13 protein-coding genes are annotated in these 22,009 nt (G+C 69.1%); 5 read left to right on the top strand and 8 right to left on the bottom strand.

Going from position 1 to position 22,009, the window contains the following annotated elements; all coding sequences use genetic code 11:
- Positions 1-142 precede the first annotated feature (142 nt).
- Positions 143-916 (bottom strand): hypothetical protein, encoded by a 774-nt coding sequence (locus tag AB0M02_RS22405; protein WP_364229598.1) that lies wholly within the window; start codon positions 914-916, stop codon positions 143-145.
- A 52-nt stretch (positions 917-968) separates the two neighbouring features.
- Between AB0M02_RS22405 and AB0M02_RS22410 the strand changes: the two genes are divergently transcribed.
- On the top strand, positions 969-1,793 hold the full coding sequence (locus AB0M02_RS22410) for a PIG-L family deacetylase (protein WP_364229600.1): 825 nt from the start codon (positions 969-971) through the stop codon (positions 1,791-1,793).
- Between the two features lie 49 nt (positions 1,794-1,842).
- Here AB0M02_RS22410 and AB0M02_RS22415 read toward each other — a convergent pair whose 3' ends face one another.
- From AB0M02_RS22415 to AB0M02_RS22435, 5 genes are all read right to left on the bottom strand, one after another.
- Positions 1,843-2,016: a CsbD family protein gene (locus AB0M02_RS22415; protein ID WP_364229602.1), complete on the bottom strand. Its 174-nt coding sequence runs from the start codon at positions 2,014-2,016 to the stop codon at positions 1,843-1,845.
- A 66-nt stretch (positions 2,017-2,082) separates the two neighbouring features.
- Entirely contained in the window at positions 2,083-3,999 is a 1,917-nt protein-coding gene (locus AB0M02_RS22420) for a beta-L-arabinofuranosidase domain-containing protein (protein WP_364229604.1), read from the bottom strand.
- A gap of 7 nt (positions 4,000-4,006) precedes the next feature.
- Positions 4,007-4,813 carry a carbohydrate ABC transporter permease gene (locus AB0M02_RS22425; protein WP_364229606.1) on the bottom strand — a complete coding sequence of 269 codons (807 nt, stop codon included), beginning with the start codon at positions 4,811-4,813 and terminating at the stop codon, positions 4,007-4,009.
- Positions 4,814-4,817: 4 nt separating this feature from the next.
- Positions 4,818-5,741 (bottom strand): sugar ABC transporter permease, encoded by a 924-nt coding sequence (locus AB0M02_RS22430; protein WP_364229608.1) that lies wholly within the window; start codon positions 5,739-5,741, stop codon positions 4,818-4,820.
- A gap of 88 nt (positions 5,742-5,829) precedes the next feature.
- Positions 5,830-7,143 carry a sugar ABC transporter substrate-binding protein gene (locus tag AB0M02_RS22435; protein ID WP_364229610.1) on the bottom strand — a complete coding sequence of 438 codons (1,314 nt, stop codon included), beginning with the start codon at positions 7,141-7,143 and terminating at the stop codon, positions 5,830-5,832.
- A 236-nt stretch (positions 7,144-7,379) separates the two neighbouring features.
- On the opposite strand from AB0M02_RS22435, the gene AB0M02_RS22440 reads away from it, so the two are divergent.
- The 3 genes from AB0M02_RS22440 to AB0M02_RS22450 all read left to right on the top strand — a co-directional run bounded on the left by AB0M02_RS22440 (position 7,380) and on the right by AB0M02_RS22450 (position 18,391).
- The gene (locus tag AB0M02_RS22440; RefSeq protein WP_364229612.1) at positions 7,380-8,411 is read left to right on the top strand and encodes a LacI family DNA-binding transcriptional regulator; all 1,032 of its coding nucleotides are present in this window, start codon (positions 7,380-7,382) and stop codon (positions 8,409-8,411) included.
- 193 nt (positions 8,412-8,604) lie between these two features.
- Positions 8,605-12,141 (top strand): LamG domain-containing protein, encoded by a 3,537-nt coding sequence (locus tag AB0M02_RS22445; RefSeq protein WP_364229614.1) that lies wholly within the window; start codon positions 8,605-8,607, stop codon positions 12,139-12,141.
- 31 nt (positions 12,142-12,172) lie between these two features.
- Positions 12,173-18,391, top strand: a complete 6,219-nt coding sequence (locus tag AB0M02_RS22450) for an RHS repeat-associated core domain-containing protein (RefSeq protein WP_364229616.1) — start codon at positions 12,173-12,175, stop codon at positions 18,389-18,391.
- 344 nt (positions 18,392-18,735) lie between these two features.
- On the opposite strand, the gene AB0M02_RS22455 is transcribed toward AB0M02_RS22450, so the two are convergent.
- Together AB0M02_RS22455 and AB0M02_RS22460 are read right to left on the bottom strand one after the other, a co-directional pair.
- Entirely contained in the window at positions 18,736-19,347 is a 612-nt protein-coding gene (locus AB0M02_RS22455) for a hypothetical protein (protein WP_364229618.1), read from the bottom strand.
- A gap of 120 nt (positions 19,348-19,467) precedes the next feature.
- Positions 19,468-21,051, bottom strand: coding sequence for a cellulase family glycosylhydrolase (locus tag AB0M02_RS22460; RefSeq protein ID WP_364229620.1), 1,584 nt, complete (start codon positions 21,049-21,051; stop codon positions 19,468-19,470).
- 57 nt (positions 21,052-21,108) lie between these two features.
- Here AB0M02_RS22460 and AB0M02_RS22465 point away from each other — a divergent pair, with 57 nt between their 5' ends.
- Positions 21,109-22,008, top strand: coding sequence for a hypothetical protein (locus AB0M02_RS22465; RefSeq protein ID WP_364229622.1), 900 nt, complete (start codon positions 21,109-21,111; stop codon positions 22,006-22,008).
- The last annotated feature ends 1 nt before the right edge of the window (position 22,009 follow it).

A 22,009-nucleotide genomic window follows, 5' to 3' on the forward strand; every position in this document is an offset into this window, starting at 1 on the left:
TGCGCCGACTCACCGACCTGGCGGGGGAAGCGGGACCGAGGGAGGGTCTCGCGGTGTTCCAGACGTTAATGACTTTCGATGAATGTGTCCATACTTTCCATCGGTTCCGGCAAAAGTCTCAGGGCTGTGCAAGGTCCCGGCGTCACGGGATGGCGATGACCGGCCGCACCGGGGTCTCGTCGGTCAGGCCGCCGTCGGCGACGACCTCGGGGAGGCTGGTGTCGCGATAGGCGGTGGCCAGGGTCAGCCAGCTCAGGAACGAGCCGTAGCCGCCGCACACGGCCGAGCCGCCGTCGCCGCCGCAGAGCACCTGTGGGTCGGTGGTGAACTCGGCGCGGTAGGGGTCGTCGGCGATGTGGAGGCCGAAACGGTTCGGCTGGGCGAGCAGGGGGACGTCGCCGTAGGGCTCACCGTCGGGGTAGTCGTCGCCCCAGTGGAACAGTGTGGTGGCGCCCGCGCCGCAGGCGAACTCCCACTCATCGGGCGTGGGCGGGCGCAGACCACGGCCTGCCAGCCCGGCCGTCATCCAGGCGTGGTCGTCGCCATCACCGTCGTCGTCGAGGACCAGGTTGCCGGCCGGCTCGGAGCGGACGGCGACCAGCAGGGCGGGCAGCACGACCGCGCGGGCCGGCGAGGTGGCCTGGTCAACGAAGTCGTGGAGGGACTCCTCGATGCCCCACTCGGCGGCCTCCGCGGCGAAGTGCGCGGCCTGCCGCTCGGTGGGCGAGAAGCGCGCCGCGTCGTAGCCCACCCGGGCGGCCCCGCCGGGCACCAGCGCGAAGCGGCGGCCGTCGCGCTCAAAGAACCCGTCGACCAGCTCAGACCCGGTGTCACGGGCAATGGCCGCGGCGACCTGGTGTGCGGTCTCGTCGGAGAGGGTGCGCCAGGCGGCGAGGGTGAGATCGGCGTGCGACATGGAGGCATTATGCGATCGGGGTCCGACAGGATTCGCGGCATAGGGTGATCACATGAGCGATCGACCCCTGACCCTGCTCGCCGTTCACGCGCACCCGGACGACGAGGTCACCAGCACCGGTGGTGTGCTCGCGCGGTATGCCGCCGAGGGCGTCACCACGGTCGTCGTGACGTGCACCGACGGGCGCTGCGGTGACGGACCTAACGGTGTCAAGCCCGGTGAGCCGGGGCACGACCCGGAGGCGGTGGTGGCCACCCGGCGGCGCGAGCTGGAGGCGTCGTGTGCCGCGCTGAAGGTCTCCCACCTGGAGATACTCGGTTACCACGACTCCGGGATGCTCGGCTGGGACAGCAACACCGCGCCGGAGGCGTTCTGGTCCGCCCCGGTGCCCGAGGCCGCCGAGAGGCTGGCCGCGCTGATCCGTAAGTATCAGCCCGACGTCGTGCTCACCTACGACGAGAACGGCGGGTACGGCCACCCGGACCACATCCAGGTCCACCGCGTCACGATGGCCGCCCTCGAACTCGTGGACAGCCCGGCCAAGGTGTACATGAGCGCGCTGCCCCGCTCGATGATGAAGAAGGTCGGCGACCGGATGCGCGAGATGGGCCTCGGCCTGGACGGGCCGGAGCCCGACGAGCAACAGCCGATGGGCTGGCCGGACGAGGAGATCACCGCTTGGGTGGACGTGTCCGGCGTGCTGGACCAGAAGTTCGACGCGCTCTCCGCGCACGCCAGCCAGGGCGACGGCGCCTTCTTCATCAACCTGGGCCGCAAGACCTTCGACGCGGTGATGGGGCAGGAGTGCTACGTGCGCGTCAGGGACACCACCGGGGCGCCGATCCCCGAGGACGACCTGTTCAGCGGCCTGCGCTGACACGGGAACGGGCCGGGATCAGCTGATCCCGGCCCGCCTCGTGAGAGCGTCAGGACTTGAACGCGTCCTTGATCTTCTCGCCGGCCTGCTTGAGCTTGGAGCTGGTCTGGTCGGCCCGGCCCTCGGCCTCCAGGCGCTCGTCGTCCGTCGCGCGGCCGACGCCCTCCTTGACCTTGCCGCCGACCTCTTCGGCCTTGTTGTCCACCTTGTCATCGAACGACATCGGGCACCTCCAGAGTCAGATTGCTACGTACTGGGGGATACCCGGCACCGCCGGGCCCAACCACTTTTATTGGACGGTCGAGGGCAACCACACCCGCATGGTGGACGGGCCACGTCCGGCCCAGTCGTGGTACGGGCGCAGGGTGACGCTGACCGAGTCGACGTCGCTGCCGCGGCCCGGGGGCGGCGGGTACGGCCAGTCCTCATCGGGCAGTGAGGTGACCCGGCAGGCGACGATCACGCCGCCGTCGCCGTCGACCGGTGCGACTCCCGGATTGAGGCGCAGCGCCTCGACCGGCACATAGGGCGGAAGGTCCACGGACTCCACGCAGAACACGACCGGTCCCCGCTCGATCGCGACGCATCCGCGTACGGAATCAATGCGAGCGTCGGCGGCAGTGAGCCGGGGCCGGACCGCCAGATCGAGCACGACGGCCTCCCCGGTCTGAAATCTCCGCCGCAGGCGGACGTGGCCCGGCGCGACCGCGACGCCGTCCAGAGTCGCCCCCGCGGCCCATCGCGGAATGCGCAGGGTGAGCGTCCACGGCGTGTCCGGCGCGTCGGTGACCCGGATCGTGACCCGGCCGGACGCCGGATAGTCCGTGTCGATGCGCAGGCCGATGTCGCGGCCGTCGGGAAGCGCGGTCCGGATCGTGGCGGCCGCGTACTGGTGGACCTGCACGCCCTCGTCGTCACTGGTGGCGACGTAGGCGGCGAGGCTGGCGAAGGTGCGGGCCAGGTTGGTGGGGCAGCAGGACACCTCGAACCAGGGCGCGCGCAGGGTGGACGCGGCCCGCGGCATGAGGGCGTCGGCGGGCGGCTCGGTGCCCAGGACGCGCTGGTGCAGCGTGTTGGTGTAGAAGAACCGGGTGCCGTCGTCGGACGGTGCGGTGGCGATGACGTTGAACAGCGTGCGCTCGATCAGGTCGGCGTAGCGGACGTCGCCCTCGGCGAGCAGCAGCCGCCAGGCGAGCATGACCGAGCCGACGCCCGCGCAGGTCTCGGAGTACGCGCGGTCCGGCGGCAGCACGAAGTCCTCGCCGAACGCCTCGTCCTGGTGGCGGGCGCCCATCCCGCCGGTCAGGTACGTGCGCCGCGCGACGGTGGCCCGCCATTGCCGGGACAGCACGTCCAGCAGCTCGGTGTCGCCGGTCTCGACCGCGACGTCGACGGCACCGGCGGCCAGGTACGTGGCCCGGACGGCGTGCCCGCGCAGCACTTCGGCCTGACGGACCGGAACGTCGTCCTGGAAGTACGCGCGACCGAACTCGATGTCGGGCAGCGTCTGGTGACCGCGGCGCTCGACGAACAGGCGCGCCTGCTCGAGATAGCGGGTCTCGCCGGTCACCCGGTACAGCTCGACCAGCGCGGGTTCGATCTCCGGGTGGCCGCAGACCGCGTTGAGGCCGTCCGGCCCGAAGACCTCGCAGACGTGGTCGGCGGCGCGGATCGCCACCTCGACGAGCTCGTCGGCGCCGAACGTGCGCGCCCGGGCGACGGCGGCCTGGATCAGGTGGCCGTAGCAGTAGAGCTCGTGCCCCCACTCCAGGTCGGAGTACCGGGGCTGCTGGCCGGGACGGCCGAAGTTCGTGTTGAGGTAGCCGTCGGGCAGCTGTGCGGCGGCGACCCGCCGCACGATCGACCGGTATCGGGCGTCCAGGCGCGGGTCACGCGTGCGGCCGAACTCCCAGGCCATCGCCTCGAGGAGCTTGTAGACCTCGCTGTCGGCGAACTCGCGGCCCCGGCGCTCCTGCGGTGTACGCGAGAAGTTGCCCAGCCAGCCGGCCCGTTCCAGCCAGCGCTCGATGTGTGCCAGCGAGGCGGACCGGTTGACGTCCTGGCGGCGCTGCCAGAATCCGGGCAGCAGGGTCACCTCGCGCAGGCCCAGTGGCCGCAGCCGGCCGTTGCTCGGCGCTGCCGGGGTGCCGCCACGCCGCTTCCAGTCGATGGCGGGAACCGTGGTCTGTGCTTCGTTGATCGTCACGTGTGGATCACCCTTTGAGAGCGCCGGACATGAATCCGCGGACGTAGTACCGCTGGAGAGCGAGGAAGAGCAGGACGCAGGGGAGCGCCAGCACCACCACGCCGGCCTCCGTCGCGCCGTAGTCGACGATGCCCATCACCTGCTGGCGCATGTTGGCGACGGCGAGCGGGAGAGGTGCCTTGTCGGAGTCGCTGATCAGCACCAGCGGCGTGATGAAGTCGTTCCAGGCGGCGAGGAACGCGAACAGGCCGACCGTGATGAGTCCCGGTTTCACGGCCGGGACCAGGATGTGGCGCAGGGCGCGTACCGAGCCGCAGCCGTCGATCAGGGCGGCCTCGCGCATCTCGGCCGGGATCGCCTCGAACGAGATCCGCATCATGAACGTGGCGAACGGCAGCTGGAACATGGCCAGCACGAGCGCGAGCCCGACCAGGGAGTTCTGCAGGCCCAGCTCGTTGAGCAGCACGTAGAGCGGGATGAGCAGGGTGGCGTACGGGACCATCAGGATGGCGAGGGTGAGCAGGAACAGGGCGTTGCGGCCGGGGAAGCGGAACATCGCGAAGGCGTACCCGCCGAGCACCGAGACGAACAGCGTGAAACCGACCGTCAGCAGCGACACGATCGTCGAGTTGACCAGGTAGACCCCGATGCCGGCCTGGTAGTTCGCCAGGGTCTGGTAGTTGGCCAGGCCCCAGCCCTCGACCTGCGCGGTGCCGGCCTGCGGGCTGACCGAGGCGACCGCGGCCCAGATCATCGGGGCGAGGAAGAGCACGGCCAGCGAGCCGGTGAAGACGTAATAGGGCATCCGCCGCATCGGCTCAGCTCTCCTTTCCGCGCAGTCCGCGGAACTGGGCGAGGTTCAGCACCAGCAGGGCGGCGAGCACGAGGATCGAGAGGGCGGCGGCGAGGCCCAGGTTGTTCGCTCCGGCGAACGCCGCGTTGTAGATCAGCTGCACGATGGTGAGCGTGCTGTTGTCCGGGCCGCCCTTGGTGAGGATGTAGAACTGGTCGAACGCCAGCATCGACCCGGTGACGCAGAGGATCGTGCAGAGCGCGAGCGACGAGCGCAGCAGCGGCAGCGTGACGTGACGGAACGTCTGCCAGCGGTTCGCGCCGTCGAGGCGGGCCGCCTCGTAGACGTCACCCGAGATGCCCTGCAGCCCGACCAGCAGCAGGAGCATGTAGAAGCCGGCGAAGCGCCAGACGATCAGCGCGACCGTGGACCAGAGCGCGCTGGCCGGAGTGCCCAGGAACGAGATGCCGAGGAAGCCGAGCGGGCTGCTCTGCGGTGAGTACAGCGCGTAGAACAGCAGGGACGCGCTGGCCAGGCCGAGGGCGCTGGGCACCAGGACCGAGGTGCGCAGGAAGCCGGTCCAGCGGTTCGACTCCTGCACCAGCAGCGCGATGCCGAGGGCGAGCGCGAGCAGGATGACGGTGGTGATCACCGTGTACTGGACGGTGAACCAGACCGCCGGCCAGAACAGCCGCTGGTCGAGCGCGTCGGTGAAGTTCTCCGGGGCGTTGATGCCGCGGTTGCCGGCGAACAGGCCCCAGTCGGAGATCGACATCCGGCCGACCAGGAAGATCGGGACGACGAAGAAGATGAGTACGAAGAGCGCGGTGGGTGTGGCGTACGCCCATCCGGCGAGGGCCGGGGAGCGCCGGGCCGGCCTGCGCGCGGGTGGGGCCGCGGGCGCCGCCGGTTCCGGTGGTGCGGTCAGTGTCGTGGTGGGTGGTGGCATGTCGCGTGGTTCCTCCGCAAGTCGTGCGGCGCCGGAGCCGGTCTGGCCCCGGCGCCGGGGCCGGTCTGGCCCCGGCGCCGCATCGGCGCTACTGGCCGAGAACGCCGGTTATGGCGGCGTTGTCGTTCGCGAGCGAGCCGGCTTCCCCGTAGACCTGGTTGCGGAAGAGGGTGACCCAGGGGCTGCCCGGTGCGTTGAAGGCCTGCTGGAAGTTGATCGCGAATGGGGTCTTGCTCTGCGGCGACGCCGCGACCTTGTTCACCGTGACGACCCGCGGGTCCTTGGCCGAGTACTGGTTGTCGGCCAGGTCGGTCCGCGCGACCGTGCTGTTGCCGGCGGCGAGCACGTCGACCTGGGCCGCCTCGGAGGTCAGCCAGGCCAGGAAGTTCCAGGCCTGGTCGTTCTTCTTGGAGTCCTTCGAGATGCCGATGCCGTCACCGCCGATGAAGGTGGAGCCCTCGCCCGCGGTCGCGCCGGGGATCGGCACGACGCCGACGTCGACGGTCTTGGAGGCGGTCGGCAGCAGCGTCGCCGGGTACGGCATCACGCCGACCTTGCCCTCCTGGAAGGCGGCGACCCAGGTGGCACCGGTCTCGTCCTTGGAGCCGGGGGCGATGGCGCCGGCGGCCTGCAGGTCACGCCAGGTGGAGTAGACCTTCTGCGCGGCCGGGCCGTCGAGCAGCGACTTGGTGCCCTCGGCGTCCATGACCTCCTCGCCGCTGGCCCAGACCATCGGGAACCAGGTGAAGACGCCGCAGCCGCCGCAGTTGCCGCCGAAGTAGGTGCCGTAGGTGTCCTTCTTGCCGAGCTTCTGGATGGCGAGGGCCTGCTCCTTGAACTCGTCGAGGGTCGTCGGGCCCTTCTCCGGATCGAGGCCGGCCTCCTTGTAGAGAGCCTTGTTGTAGAAGATCACCGAGAGGTCGAGCACGAACGGCAGGACGTACTTGGCGTCCTCGTACGTGCCGGCCTTGATGTGCCCCTGGTTGATCTTGTCGGCGTACGGCAGCAGGCCGATCCGCTCGGTCATGTCGCTGAACAGCCCGGCCTTGGTCCAGTTCGGCACGTAGACGATGTCCGCGGCGAACAGGTCGGGCAGGTTGCCGCTGCCGGCCGCCGCGCCCACCTTCGCCACGTAGTCGTCGTTCGGGACGATGGTCAGCTTGACCTGGTTCTTGTGCGACTTGTTGTACGCGTCGACCAGCGCCTTGGCCTGCAACTCGAGCGGCGCCCGGGTCCACAGGGTGAGCTCGGAGCCGTCGTCGGTGCCCTCCGCGGTGACCGTGCCGGACGAGCCGGTGGCCTTGTCGTCGTCGGACCCGCAGGCCGCCATCACGGCGACGAGTCCGAGAGCCGCGGTCGCGGCGACCGCTCTGCGGATGCCGCGGGTTATCCGTCCTCTCACTGTGCCTCTCCTCGTTTCGGGCTTGTGTTTCGGACATGCCGCGGCGTGTACTAGGCTTACTGCCTGCTGAGCCACGGAATTAGGCAGGTAGATAGAATTTCGAGAGCTGGCCACTCCAGGGTTTCGGTGGCCGAAAACGTTTTCAGGAACGTAATCCTGTGGAGATTTTCTTGTCAAGAGGTTCGACAGGCGGGGATGCCCCGGCTGAGAATCGTCGAGATCGGAGGCGGGGGCTCTTGGAGGCAACGAACGGCGTGGCGGCGAACCGTACTGTCACCCTGCGCGACGTGGCCCGGCTCGCCGGCGTCTCGGTCGCGACGGCGTCCAAGGCGCTCAACGGCCAGCCGCAGGTGCGGGCCGAGACCAGGGCGCGCGTCGTCAAGGCGGCCGAGCAGCTCTCGTTCTCGCCGAACACGTTCGCGCAGAGCCTGATCACTCAGCGCAGCGGCACGGTCGGGCTGCTCACCTCCGACCTGGAGGGCCGGTTCTCGATCCCGATCCTGATGGGCGCCGAGGACGCGTTCGGCTCCGACCAGACGTCGGTGTTCCTCTGCGACGCGCGCGGCGACAGCATCCGGGAGAAACACCACCTGCGGGCGCTGCTGACCCGCCGGGTGGACGGGCTGATCGTGGTGGGCGCCCGGCCGGACACGCGGCCGTCGCTCGGGCGCGATCTGCCGGTGCCGGTGGTTTACGCGTACGCGCCGTCGGACGACCCGGCCGACCTGTCGCTCGTGACGGACAACGTGGGCGGCGGCCGGCTCGCCGTCGACCACCTGATCCGCTGCGGGCGGCGGAGGATCGCGCACATCACCGGCGACCCGGGCTACGGCGCGGCGCACGACCGGGCGCGCGGAGCCCTCGACCGGCTCGCCGAGGAGAACCTCGAGCTGGCCGGCGGCGAGGTGTGGTTCGGGATGTGGTCGGAGGCGTGGGGCCGAGGCGCCACCCGGATGCTGCTGGAGCGCTCCCCGGACGTGGACGCGATCTTCGCGGGCTCGGACGAGATCGCCCGCGGCGTGCTGGACGTGCTGCACGAGGAGCGGATCGACGTGCCCGGCCAGGTCGCGGTGATCGGCTTCGACAACTGGAACATCCTCGCGGTGAACGCCCGGCCCCCGCTGACCACGGTCGACCTGAACCTGGAACAGCTGGGGCGGATCGCCGCGCAGCGGTTGTCGGCGGCCATGGAGGGCAACCCCGGATCGGGCGTGGAGACGATCGCCGGCCGGCTGGTCACCCGGGAGTCGACAGCACCTCTCGGCTGAGATCTCGTACGGCCCACAGCAGTCAGTAGCCCGTCGATAGCCGCGTGAGAGCGCATCGAGAGTGAGTGTCATGACACTCCTCGATACGTGATCTGGGCGCAGGCGGCGCACTGAGGCTGTGCGCTCCTCATCGTGCCGACTGCACGACGGGGAGGGGCGTGCGAGGTTGTTCCGAGCAGTTCTTGGTGGCGGCGTGGCCGTCACGGTGGCCATGGCGTTGGGTGCGGCGGTGCCGGGTTCCCCGGTGTCGGCCGCGCCGGCGGTCCCGAGTGTGGAGGCGACCGCCGACGCGGCGATGGCGGCGGCGCTGAGGTCCGGCAAGCGGGTCGAGGCTCTGGCGGAGCGGACCGAGTTCAGTCAGACGTTCGCGGAACCGACCGGGCGGCTGACCTACGAGGCGTCGGCGGTGCCCCAATGGGTACGCAGGTCCGGCAAGTGGGTCGACATCGATCCCACCCTGGCGCGCAAGGACGGTGTGCTGCGGCCGGCCGCGACGCTGGCCGACGTACGGTTCTCGGCCGGCGGCGACGGGCCGCTGATGACGCTGGTCCGCGCCGGCCGCAAGCTGACCATGTCGTGGCCGCTGGGCAGGCTCCCGAAGCCGAAGGTCAGCGGCGACTCGGCCACCTACGCGGGTGTGCTGCCCGATGTGGACCTGGTGATGCGGGCCACCCGCACCGGATTTACGCACGTGCTGGTCGTCAAGACCGCGGAGGCGGCCGCCAACCCGGCGATCCGCGAGATCCGGTTCGACCTCGGCGGCGACGCCGTGACGCAGCGCCTGCCGGACGGCTCCCTGCAGGCCGTCGCCGGCGGCCGGCTTCTGGCCACGGCCAGCGTGCCGCAGATGTGGGACTCCAGCGTCCCGGCGGGTGAGACCGCGTCCGAGGTGCGGTCCAGCCATCGTCTCCCCGGTGACGCGGCCAAGATCGCGAAGCTCGGCACGGAGGTCACCGCCGGAGGCGATCTGAGGCTGCGCCCCGACCCGTCGCTGCTCGGCCCGAAGGCGAAGTTCCCGGTCTACATCGACCCGGACTGGAGCACGGGGAAATCGCGCTGGGCGTACGCGACCGACAACAACTCGAACAACACCGACACCTCGGTGGCGCGGGTCGGCAGCGATCCGAACAGCGGCAAGGTCTATCGCTCGTTCATCGAGTTCCCGACGACCGCGATCCGGTACAAACACGTCGCCGACGCGCGAGTCCGGATGGAACTGACCCACAGCGCGTCCTGCGACGGCACGCCTACCAGCATGTTTGTGGGCGGATCGATCACCACGCCGCGGACCGCCTGGGGCACCTCGGTGGGCAAGCACCTGACCACGGTCTCGTCGCACGCTAACGAGGGCGACGGTTGCGACGACTCACCGCAGCCCGACGCGACGGTGAACTTCATCGGCGGGGTGACCGCCCTGATCGGGCAGCGTGCCGAGAAGGGCATGGCGTCGGTGACGTTCGCCTTCCGCGCGGGCGCTGCGGACGGCGCCGGTGAGGGCGACTGGAAAAGGTGGAAGAAGTTCCTCCCGAACGAGGCGAAGCTGATCGCCGACGTCGACTTCAAGCCGACCAAACCGGAGCGCCTGCAGGTCAACGGCGTCGCGTGCACGGCCGCCGGTATCTCGATCGGCGTGACCAACCCGTACTTCTCGGCGGACGTGCGCGACCAGGACGGCAACACGCAGAACCTCCGCGCGACCTGGAGCCTGTACCGCGTCGCCACCAACGGCGCTCTCACCCAGATCACCGGCCCGGCGGCGACCTCGGCGACCGCGAACACCCGCAGCCAGACCGCCCGGGTCACCGGGCTGGTCACCAACACGAGGTACGCGTTCCGGGTCTTCGCGACCGACCCGTACGACATCGACAGCCCGCTCTCGGACTATTGCTACTTCACTGTCGACACCACGAAACCGGACGTGGTCGTCACACCGGTGGCTCTGCCCGTGGGCCCCGGCAAGCCCGGTACGTTCACCTTTTCCTCCACCTACAGCGACGTCACCAAGTTCCAGTACGGCTGGACCGAGGGATACACCTCGACGGTGACCGCGGCGACGGTCAGCGGCAAGACCGGCAAGCACGCCACCGTCACCCTGACCGCGCCCAAGTTCGGCATCACCGTGCTGTACGTCAAGGCGGTCGACGCCACGGCCAACGCCGGGTACGGCTCCCTCCAGTTCGAGGTCGCCCGGCCGTCGCCGCCGCTTGCCCGGTGGCTGCTGGAGACCACGCCCGTGGAGGACGAGGCGGGCGCGCTGATGGACCGGCAGGCGGCGCTCGCCGGTGACAACGCGCTGACCGTGTCCGGCGCCGCCTGGGCCGACAAGGGCCGGGTGATCGACGCGAAGAACCTCACGTTCACCGGTGCCAACAACGTCACCACCCCGGCCTTCCTGGACACGACCAAGAGCTACTCGGTGGCGGCCTGGGTCCGGCTCGACTCGCTGACCGGCGCGCAGACCTTCGTGTCGCAGGACGGCGCGAACGTGGCGAACTTCCAGCTCCAGTACCGGGCGGACGACGTGACCGGGGACGGTGTCGCGGAGAAGTCCTGGTGCTTCGGCCTGCGTAACACGGACACGGCGGCGACCGGGGCGTACACGTACGCATGCGCCGCGGGCCTCGCCGTGGCCGGCCGATGGACCCACCTGGCCGGCGTCTACGACGAGACCACCAAGCGGATCAGCCTATGGGTGGACGCCGGGCTCAAGGCCGAGGTCACCGCGCCCACGGCGTGGAAGGCGAACGGCCCGTTCCGGATCGGCAGCCGCAAGTACACCGGCAGCCAGTGGCTCGACTACGTGGTCGGCAGCGTCACGGACGTGCAGGCCTTCGACCGGGTGCTCGTGCTCAACGACTTCAGCGGCAAGATGGCGTCGGAGCCGGACTCCGGCGGCGTCGACGAGCCGGGCATCGTCGCGCCCGTGCAGGTCGGCGGGTGGGACTTCGAGACGATCCTGCCCTGCCCGCAGGCCGGCGATGCGGAACGCTGCCAGGCCCTCGACCTGGGCACCGGGTGGAATCGCAGGTTCGCGCTGACCGAGGGCACCACGTCGGGTCCCGGCAACCGGAGTCAGGGCCTGGCCGTGGACACCACGCACTTCACCGAGGACCCGGCCGACCCCAACTACGGAAAGACCACCATCGAGTACGGGACGAGCGAACGGAACGTGGCGCTCGCCGGTGAGCCGCAGCAGTGGGTGAGCGGGCCGCTGCTGCGTACCGAACAGTCCTTCGCGGTCTCGGTGTGGGTGCAGCCACGGCAGCTCGCGGGCACCATGACCGCTCTCGCCCAGCGGGGGACCTTCGTCTCGCCGTTCTACGTCGGCATCCGGCAGTCCACCGTGAACGGCGTCACCGGGCCCCGCTTCCAGGTGATGACGGTCAACGCCGACAGGACCGAGAACGAGGTGTACAGCCACCTGATCGCGCCGGCGCTGCTGACCGCGGACGACCTGGACGAGTGGTACCACCTGGTCTTCGTCTACGTCGCGCACAGCACCGTCCAGATGCGCCTGTACGTCAACGGCGCGGTCGCCGCGACCGGGCCGGGCGTGCTGTGGAGCGCACCGGGGTCGCTGAGCGTCGGCCGCGGCTGGTGGTCGGCGGACGCCGGCAACGGCGCGTACTACGACCAGTGGGTCGGCGGGATCGACGACGTCGCGGTCTACCAGGGGCATCTGACCAGCGGCCAGGTCAACGAGATCACCAGCGAGCAGTCGCCGCTCTGATTCAGCTCTGATCCAGCTCGGAAAGGGTGAAATGTACTTCGAATCAGGATTCGGCCGGCGGCTCCTGGCCGCCGCCGGTGCGGCCACGCTGGCCGTCACACTCCTCACCACACCGCCGGCGCAGGCCGGGCCCCGGAACCCCTCGACGCCACTGAAGGCCCAGTCGGAGAAGCTCGACTCGCACGGCGGCGAGGTCAGGGGGCGCGGCACCGTCCTGCCCGCGCCGAAACCGTCCGACCTGCCGGAACCGGTGTGGCCGAAATCCGGGACAGCCCGGGTGACCCTCCCCGGCGGGGGCACCGCGGCGGTCGAGGTGCTCGACCGCCGCCGGCTCCCCGAGGTCTGGCGCGACGGCGTCGTCGCGCGGGTCCCCGAGGCGGAGGGCTCCAGTGGGAAGGCCCGGGTCGCGATCGACTACTCCGGATTCCGGTACGCGTACGGCGCGGACTGGTCCTCCCGGCTGCGCATGTGGAACCTCCCCGAGTGCGCCCTGACCACTCCCGAGGCCGACGCCTGTGCCGCGACACCGCTGCCGGCGCGCAACGACCCCGCCGCCGGGGTGATGACGGCCGAGACGAGCGTCGCCACGGCCGGTCTGGTGGCGCTGGCGGCGGGTGCGTCCGGTCCGTCGGGTGACTTCACGGCCACCTCGCTGGCACCCTCCTCGACCTGGAGCCACGGCGGTTCGTCCGGCTCGTTCAACTGGTCGTACCCGATGCGGGTGCCGCCCGGTATCGCCGGGCCGCAGCCCAAGGTCGAGCTGAGCTATTCGTCGGCGAGCGTCGACGGGCGCTCGTCGGCCACCAACAACCAGCCGTCCTGGATCGGTGAGGGCTTCGAGTTCTCGCCCGGCTACATCGAACGGCGGTACGTGCCATGCGCCGACGACAAGGCCGGCAGCCCGAACAACCCGGAGCAGACCGGTGACCTGTGCTGGCGCTCGGACAACGCCACGATGTCGCTCAACGGCGGCGGCGGTGAGCTGATCTTCCAGGAGTCCAAGGGCTGGCACGCCCGCGCCGAGGACGGCTCGAAGATCGAGAAGAAGACCGCCGGCGGCGAGCACTGGGTGGTGACCACCACCGACGGGACCCGGTACTACTTCGGCCTCAACAGGCTGCCGGGACAGAGCTCGGACACCAACTCGGCGTGGACCGTGCCGGTGTACGGCAACCACTCGGGCGAGCCGTGTCACGGCGACACCTTCGGCAAGTCCGCCTGCGACCAGGTGTGGCGGTGGAACCTCGACTACGTCGTCGACGTGCACGGCAACACGCTGTCGTACTGGTACGCGAAGGAGACCAACTTCTACGCGGCCGAGGTGACCTCGGACAAGAAGGCCGGCTACGTGCGCGGCGGCCATCTGCTGCGCGCGGATTACGGCACCTGGGACCGGCTGACCGCCTCGGGCGCGGTCGACCGGTCGGTGACCCCGCTGGCGCAGGTGTCGTTCACCCCCGCCGACCGGTGCACCACCGACTGCGGCACGCACGGCGCCAACTGGCCGGACACCCCGTGGGACCAGGAGTGCACGGCGTCCGCCGCGAACTGCGGCACCAACTACTCGCCGACGTTCTGGAGCACCAAGCGGCTGAGCGGGGTGACCACCCGGGTGTGGGACACCACGAAGTCACCGGCCGGGTGGCAGGACGTCGACTCGTGGACCCTGCGGCACAGCTTCCCTTCCCCGGGCGACGGCGAGAACGCCGGACTGTGGCTGGACTCGATCACGCGTACCGGTCACGTCGGCGGCACGGCGCAGATGCCGCCGGTGACGTTCACGCCGATCCCGATGCGGAACCGGGTTCTCACCCAGTCGAACACCACCAGCAACTGGCAGCGGCTCTCCGCGGTGCAGACCGAGACCGGCGCCCTCATCAAGGTGACGTACTCCGACCGGGACTGCACGTCGTCCAGCCTCCCGGCGTCACCGCAGAACAACACCCGGCTCTGCTACCCGGTGCGCGGCCCCGACCCGCTGTCCACCTCCGGCGGCGACCTCACCGAGTGGTGGCACAAGTACGTGGTCACCCAGGTCACCGAGACCGACGTGCAGCTGGCCGACGGCCACCAGGCGCCGACCAGGAACACCTACTACCTGTACGTGGGCTCGCCGGCGTGGCACTACGCCGACGACGACGGCCTCAGCAAACCGAAGTACAAGACGTGGAACCAGTTCCGCGGGTACGGCACGGTGGTCACCGAGGTCGGCGACAGCAGCAAGACGCTCACCGAGACCAGGTACCTGCGCGGCATGCACGGCGACCGCGGCCAGACCCAGCCGGTGACCGTGCCGGCCTCGCTCGGCGACGAGACCGTCTACGACGAGGACCAGTTCGCCGGGATGGTCCGCGAGCAGGTCGTCTACAACGGCAGCACCAGCAGGCCGGTCCAGAAGACAGTGAACGTGCCGTGGCGGTCGGACCCGCTCGCGTCCCGGACCGTCAACGGTGACGTCGCGGAGGCGCGGTTCGTCAACACGCGGGTGACGTACTCGGCCACCGCGCTCGGCGACCACGGCAGCCGTGGGTGGCGGACCACCAGCAGCGTCACGGAACGCGACGGCCTCTACGGAACCGTCAAGTGGATCCAGGACAACGGGGACATCGCGAAGACCGGTGACGAGACCTGCGTCTCCCACACCTACAACCGCAACCTCACCACCAACCTGACCATCCTCCCCAGCCAGGTCACCACCCGGGCACAGACCTGTGGCGCCACCCCGTCGAGTGCCGATCACATCGTCTCGGACGCCCGGACCTTCTACGACGACGCGACGGCGCTCGACAGACCGCCGACCCGCGGACTGCCCACCCGCGTCGAAGGGCTGCAGTCGTGGACAGCCGCCGGCGGCACGGTGTGGCAGAAGACGGGCACGGCGACCTTCGACGCGTTCGGCCGTCCCGACCGCACCACCGACATCAAGAACAACTACACCGACCTGGACCTCAGCCCGGCCGGCGGCCTGGTCACCAAGGAGGTCAGCAACAACAGCCTCTCCTGGGCCACGACCACCGAGAAGAACCCGTACTGGGGGCTGCCGACGAAGACGACCGACCCCAACGGGCGGGTCACCGAGGTCGTCTACGACCCGCTCGGCCGGGTCAGCAAGGTGTGGAACACGGGCTGGTCCCGGTCGGCCCACTCCGACAAGCCGTCGTCGCAGTTCAGCTACTTCTGGTCGGCGGAGCGCAAGACCTATCCGTACGTGCGGACCGAGACCCTCAACGCCGTCGGCGGATACGACGTCTCGATCGCCATCTACGACGGCTTCCTGAGGCCACGGCAGAACCAGAGCCAGGTCCTCGCCGGCGAACGCGTCGTCACCGACACGCTGTACGACACCCACGGCCGGATCGAGATGACGTACGGCGCGCACGCCGAACCGGGCGCGCCCTCCGGCAACCTCTGGTGGGAGCCGGAGTGGTCGGTGCCGACGCAGAACCGGAACGTCTACGACCAGGCGAACCGGGTCACGAACAGCATCTTCCTCTCCGGGTACGGCGAGACCAACATCGCCGAGCGGTGGCGTACGACGACGGCCTACGAGGGTGACCGGACCACGGTCGTACCCCCGGACGGCGGCACCACGACGACGACGATCGTGGACGCGCAGGGCCGGACGGTCGAACTCCGGCAAGGTTCGGCCTCGAACACGAAGTACACGTACAACGGCAAGGGGCAGCTGACCAAGGTCGCCGACACGGCCGGGAACGAGTGGACGTACGCGTACGACGTCAAGGGGCGCCGGACCGAGGCCGTCGACCCGGACCGCGGGCGGACCACCAGCGCGTACAACGAGTTCAACGAGCAGACGTCGACCACCGACGCCCTCGGCAAGACGCTGCAGTTCACCTACGACAGCCTCGGCCGCAAGACCGCGGTCCTGGAGGGCTCGGCGAAACGCGCCGAGTGGATCTACGACAAGCTGTGGACGACCGGCGGCCTGGTCCGTGGCCAGCTCACCGAGACGGCACGGTACGACGCCGCGGGCAACGCCTACCGGTGGCGGGCGCTCGGCTTCACCAGCCGGTACCAGCCGACCGGCGCTCACTACGTGATCCCCGCGAACGAGACGGGCCTGGCGGGCACCTACACGTATGGGTACGGCTACGCGGAGACCAACGGGGCGGCTACCTCGGTGACCTATCCGGCGGGCGGCAACCTCGCCAGCGAGCAGGTGACCACGGTCTACGACGACACGACGGCACTGCCGGTGCGCCTGAGGACGGCCTGGTCGGGAGTCGACTCGTACGTCTCCAAGCAGGAGTACAGCTCGTACGGCGAACCCACCGTCACCACGATGATGTTCACCGGCGGGGTGTACGCGCAGCAGGCGATCTCGTATGACACGTACACCCGCCGGGTCGACACCGTGCAGGTCAAGCCGGAAACCGCGGCCGGAACGGTGTCACAACGCAGATACGACTACGACGACGCCGGCAACATCATCGGTGTCGCCGACACGCCCGCCGTGGGCGCGGCCGACCGGCAGTGCTTCCGCCAGGACGAACTGGGTCAGCTGACCACCGCCTGGACGCCGTCGGGTGCGGTCGACTGTTCAACCGCCACACCGAGCCTCGCCGGCCTGGGCGGCCCCGCGCCGTACTGGATCGACTGGACCTACGACAAGATCGGCAACCGTACGAAGGAGGTCTCGCACGCGGCGGCCGGCGACACGGTCCGCGCGTACGCGGTGCCGCCATCCGGCGCCGGCTCGGTGCGGCCGCACTCCGTCGCGGCGATGACGACCACACTGCCCGGCCAGACCACCGGCACGACGGTCTCCTACGGCTACGACGCCATCGGCAACATGACCACCCGGCCCGGCGACGACCAATCGCTGACCTGGGACGCCGAGGGCCACCTGGCCAGGGTGACCAGGGGTGGCACGCTGGTCGAGGAGAACGTCTACGACGCCGACGGCAACCGGATCGTCCGGCGGGACGCGGGCGGCCAGACCCTCTACCTGCCGGGCATGGAGATCCGGCGCAACGTCAGCGGGAGCACAGCCACCTTCGCCGCCACCCGCTACTACAGCTTCGGCGGCCGGGCGGTCGCCTCCCGCACCACCGGCACCCAAGCGCTGACCTGGCTGTTCAGCGACCACCAGGGCACGCAGCAGATCGCGGTCAACGCCTACAGCCAGGCGGTCACGATCCGGCGGCAGACACCGTACGGGGGAACGCGCGGGACGCCGGCGCAGTGGCCGAACAACAAGGGCTTCGTGGGCGGCGACAACAGCCCGACCGGACTGGTGCATCTGGGCGCCCGCGAGTACGACCCGGTGCTCGGCCGCTTCATCTCGGTCGACCCGTTGCAGGACCTCGCCGATCCGCGCCAGTGGAACGCGTACGGCTACGCCAACAACAGCCCGATCACCTACAGCGACCCGACGGGCGCCCGGCCGATGATCGGCAACACCGGCACAGACGAGGGCGAACTGCTCGACGAGAACGACGAACAGTGGACCATCGGCGACGACGGCAAGTTCGAGCTGACCGAGGACCCCGACGACGACAGCGGCGGCAACAACGGAGGCCAGAACACCACCGCCGAAAACGGCCTCTCCGACGAAGAGGTCCAGCGAGCCCAGGAAATCAAGAAGAAGAACGTCATCGACGTCATCGTCGCCGCCGGCGGCAAGATCCTCATGGAGTTCTTCGGCATCACCGACATCCTCGACTGCGTCACCCGCGGCAACCTCAAGGCCTGCGCGATGTCGCTAGCCGGCGCCCTGCCCCTGGGCAGAGCCTGGAAAGCGCTGGAGACCATCCCGGTAATCGCCCGGGCGGCCGGGGCGATCCTGCGCTGGGTAGATGACATCAAATGGGCTGACGACGTTCTGGCACGCGTCCAGTATCTCGGCCGCCGTGGCGCGGATGACTCTCTACTGAGAACCTCATCCGCTGGCGCAAAGGGCAGTCGGCTACCCATGACGATGGAATGTGTATGTCAGATAGCGGAGAAATACGGAATCGACATATCAGACGTGAAGATCAAGATCGACAAGGGTCGGGACGGGTATGCCGGCTCGACCGCGCCTGATCAGAAGGTGACTCTCACTCGGGCTGCGTTCCGCGACGAGGAACAGTTGGCCAGGACGTTGGCTCATGAGCGTTATCACGTCGATCAGTTGCGGGCGGGCATGGGATATCCGAAGACATACGACGAAGGTAATGTGTGGGAGAGCACTGCGATAGCGTATGAAAACACCTGGTGGGATACGGTTGGAAGGAACCTCAAGTGAGCACTGGGTCTAGTGCCTACGAGGCGTGGCTGTCCTTGTACGAGGAGGTGTGGCGTCACCCCGCCGGTGTCGCGAACACTGCCTGCCCGTCGTGCGGCGTGGCAGCTCTGAGTCTCATCTTCCTCGTTGATGCAGACGGTAGCGATCGTGGAACCGCCGTTTTCTGGTGTTCATCCTGCTTACAAGGGCTCATGCCACTGAACGCTTTGGTTCCTGATGGCGGTTTGAGGATTATCCGAGGTGAGGAGAAAGTGCCCGACTATGAGTTGGTAGTCGATTCGGGAAACTGACGGAAATCTACTTGGAACGGCGGCTCCGTTGAGAAGCGGAGCCGCCGTACCGTATTATTTCGCCTTTGTCAGGACGCGGGTCGGGGACTGCGCCATCTGTTCCTTGATGATGCGGGTGGCCGCCCGGACGACCTCGTTCTCCGTCACCGCCTTGCCGTGGGCGTGGGCGTCGACGTACCTCTCCGTGCGCCGGACCATCCGCAGCAGGTCGCAGACCGAGCCCGGGTACTCCCGGCACAGGCGGACCGCGATCCGGAGGTGCCTGTCCGAGACCGTGGAGACGTACTCCTCCATGCCGGCCTGCCAGGCCGGTGGGTAGACCAGGTAGCCGGCGGGCAGGAAGCCCGGGCCGCCGGTGAGGGTGAGCACCTGGGTGCGGTCGACGGTGACGGGTGCCGACTTCATCGCTACGTACGCGATGCCGACGACGGCGAGTGCGGCTACGACCGCGAAGGCCAGCAGCGGTTTGCCGGTGCCGAGCGCGACGGTCAGCCCCAGGGCGGACAGGATCAGGCCGCCGGCGATCAGGACCGGGCTGCCGCCCTCGCCGCCCGCCTTGGTCTGCGCCTCCGCCAGGCATTTGGCGATGACGCTGTTGAGCACTTCGTCGTCCGGCCGCCATAGATCGGCGCGGACTGGCACGCCACGCTCCGAGGCACTGGTCATGACATGGAGTCCTTTCCGGCAGTTCATCCGTGATGCCGCGAGTATCGGCACCGTGGGGACGGACTGAAGGAAAGTGCGTGGTGGCGGCGCCCCGGCTGGAACGCCGCCACCGGTCACCGTTCAGGAACAGGCGGAACCGTTCAATTTCACGGATGACGGCGCGCTCGCCGTACCGTTGGCTGTGAAACCGATGGAAACCGCGCTGCCGGCGGCGAGCGACGGCGCGTGAGATGGCGCCGCGGCCGTTACCGTTGTCCCGCTCTGGGTGACCGTTGCGTTCCAGCCGCTGCCCAGCGTCACCCCGGAAGGCCACGTCCAGGTCACCTGCCAGGGGTTCAGCGTGGTGTTGCCCGCGTTGCGGACCTGCAGCGATCCCTGGAAACCACCCTGCCAGGCGTTGGTCTGCGAGTAGGTCACGCTGCAGGAACCAACCGGATCGGGGGTGGAGACCGACGGGGACGGATTCGGGCCGTTTCCACCAACAGGAGCAATAAGGTACGGGGAAATGATCGCCTGTTTCGCCGTGTTGATCGTGGTCCAGTCGTCGTTGGCGATGCCACCCGTGTCGCCGGAGTTCGGGTTCCACGCCCAGTAGGTGAACGACATCCCGTTGACGCCGGTCCCGGTGTAGGCGAGCAGGTTCTGCAGCCACACCTTGTCGACCGGGTTCTGCAGTGTCGAGCCGAACTCGCCCATCATGATCGGGGCGATGTTCTGCTTGTAGAGGTATCCCCAGTACTTGTCCCAGATCGCCGGCATGTTCGCCGGGTAGGACGGGTCGTCGAACCACTTCTGGTGGAAGACCGAGGTGGCGTACTCATGGGGCGAGTAGACGAGCCGGTTGGCGACGCTGAGCCGCACCGGGAACTCGCCGGCCTTCGTCAGGTTGCCGCCCCACCAGCCGCAGTCCTCGTCGTTGCTGGGATCGTTGTCCCACGTGTTGGAGAGGCCGCCGCTCGGGCAGCTCACCCCCTCGACGAAGATGAGCCAGTTCGGCTGAACCGACAAAATCGCGTTGCCGGCGCGCTCAGCCGCCAGCCGCCAGTCCCGGGCCGTGTCGCCGCAGCCCCAGCAGGAACCGGTCGCGGCCGGGTTGGTGCCCTCGGCGTGCGGCTCGTTGTGCAGGTCCGCGCCGATCACCGTGGTGTTCCCGGCGTAGCGGCGGGCGAGCATCTGCCAGTTCGCGATCCAGGTGCTCTCTGGTACACCTGCCGTGTACCAGAGCGCGCTCTGCCCCGCGGCGGTCGGGCGGTGCCGGTCGAGGATGACGCGCATGCCCTTCTGCCCGGCGTACCCGATGACCTTGTCCAGGATCTCCAGCGGCCCGAGGCCCGCCAGGTCCGGATTGGTGTAGTCGTTGACGCTGGTCGCGGTCGCGCCGGTCTTGAGCGCGTCGTCCGAATACGGGATGCGCAGCGTGTTGTAGCCGAGCGAGGCCATCGTGTCGATCTGGCCGCGCCACGGGTTGTTCGACCAGAGACCGTGGAACGTCTTGTTGTCGGTCTCCATCCCGAACCAGTTGATCCCGGTCAACCGGACGGTGGCCCCGGTCGAGTCGACGATCTTGTTACCGGACGTGTGGAGGTAGCCGGTGCCGGTGCCGGCGGCGCTCGCTGGGGAGGCGGAGGTCAGGACCGCGGTGGCCGCCGTCGCAGCCAGAACCGCCAAGCCGGTGAGGACGGCAGAGAGGGGTTTGGGGAACATGACGTCATGGTTGCATGGGAGCGCTCCCACAACAATGGCCATCGATAGGTTGCTTTCATGAACGTCATCGACTGGCTGCTGGACTCGGATCCCGCACTGCGATGGCAGGTCAAGCGAGACCTGCTCGCCACGGACGCGGCGCCCGACCGCGCCGAGATCGAACATGCCGGCTGGAGTGCCCGCCTGCTGTCACTGGCGGACGAGAACGGCCTGTGGGCCGGCGGCGCCTGCTTCCCCGGCGGCTGGGACTTCACCGACGAATCGCCGGGACAACCATGGACGGCGACCATGCACACCCTGCAGACATTGCAGATACTCGGCCTCGACCCGTCGTGCCCCTCGGCGCGGCGCGCGATCTGCCTGGTCGCCGCGAACGGCCGCTGGGAGTACGACAATCTCCCGTACTTCGGCGGCGAGGTAGAGCCGTGCATCAACGGCCGAACCATCGAGACCGGCGCCTACTTCGGAATGAACGTGAACCCGCTCGTCGCCCGCCTCGTATCCGAACAGCTTCCCGACGGAGGCTGGAACTGCGAGGAATCGCCGCACGCGTCTTTCGACACGACGTTATGCGTCCTGGACGGCCTGCTGGCGTTCCCGGCCGCCGCGGAGACCCGCCGTCGCGGAGAGGAGTACCTGCTCTCCCGAGGACTGTTCCGCCGCCGCCGTGACGGGGCGGTGATCAAGCCGGAGTATCTGGATTTCGCCTTCCCCTATTACTGGCACTACGACGTGCTGCGCGCCCTGGACTACTTCCGCCGGGCGGGGGCGCCACCGGACCCCCGTTTGAATGAGGCCGTCGAGGTCGTCCGCTCGAAACGCCGTCCGGAGGGCTGGTGGCTGCTGGACCGCGTACACCCGGGCCAAGTCTGGTTCGACTTCGAGCAGCCGGGCCAACCCAGCCGCTGGAACACGCTCCGCGCCTTGCGAATCCTCCAGTGGTGGGAGAAAGGCTGAA

It is taken from the genome of Actinoplanes sp. NPDC051861 (genome assembly GCF_040681145.1).
Lineage (GTDB): Bacteria > Actinomycetota > Actinomycetes > Mycobacteriales > Micromonosporaceae > Actinoplanes.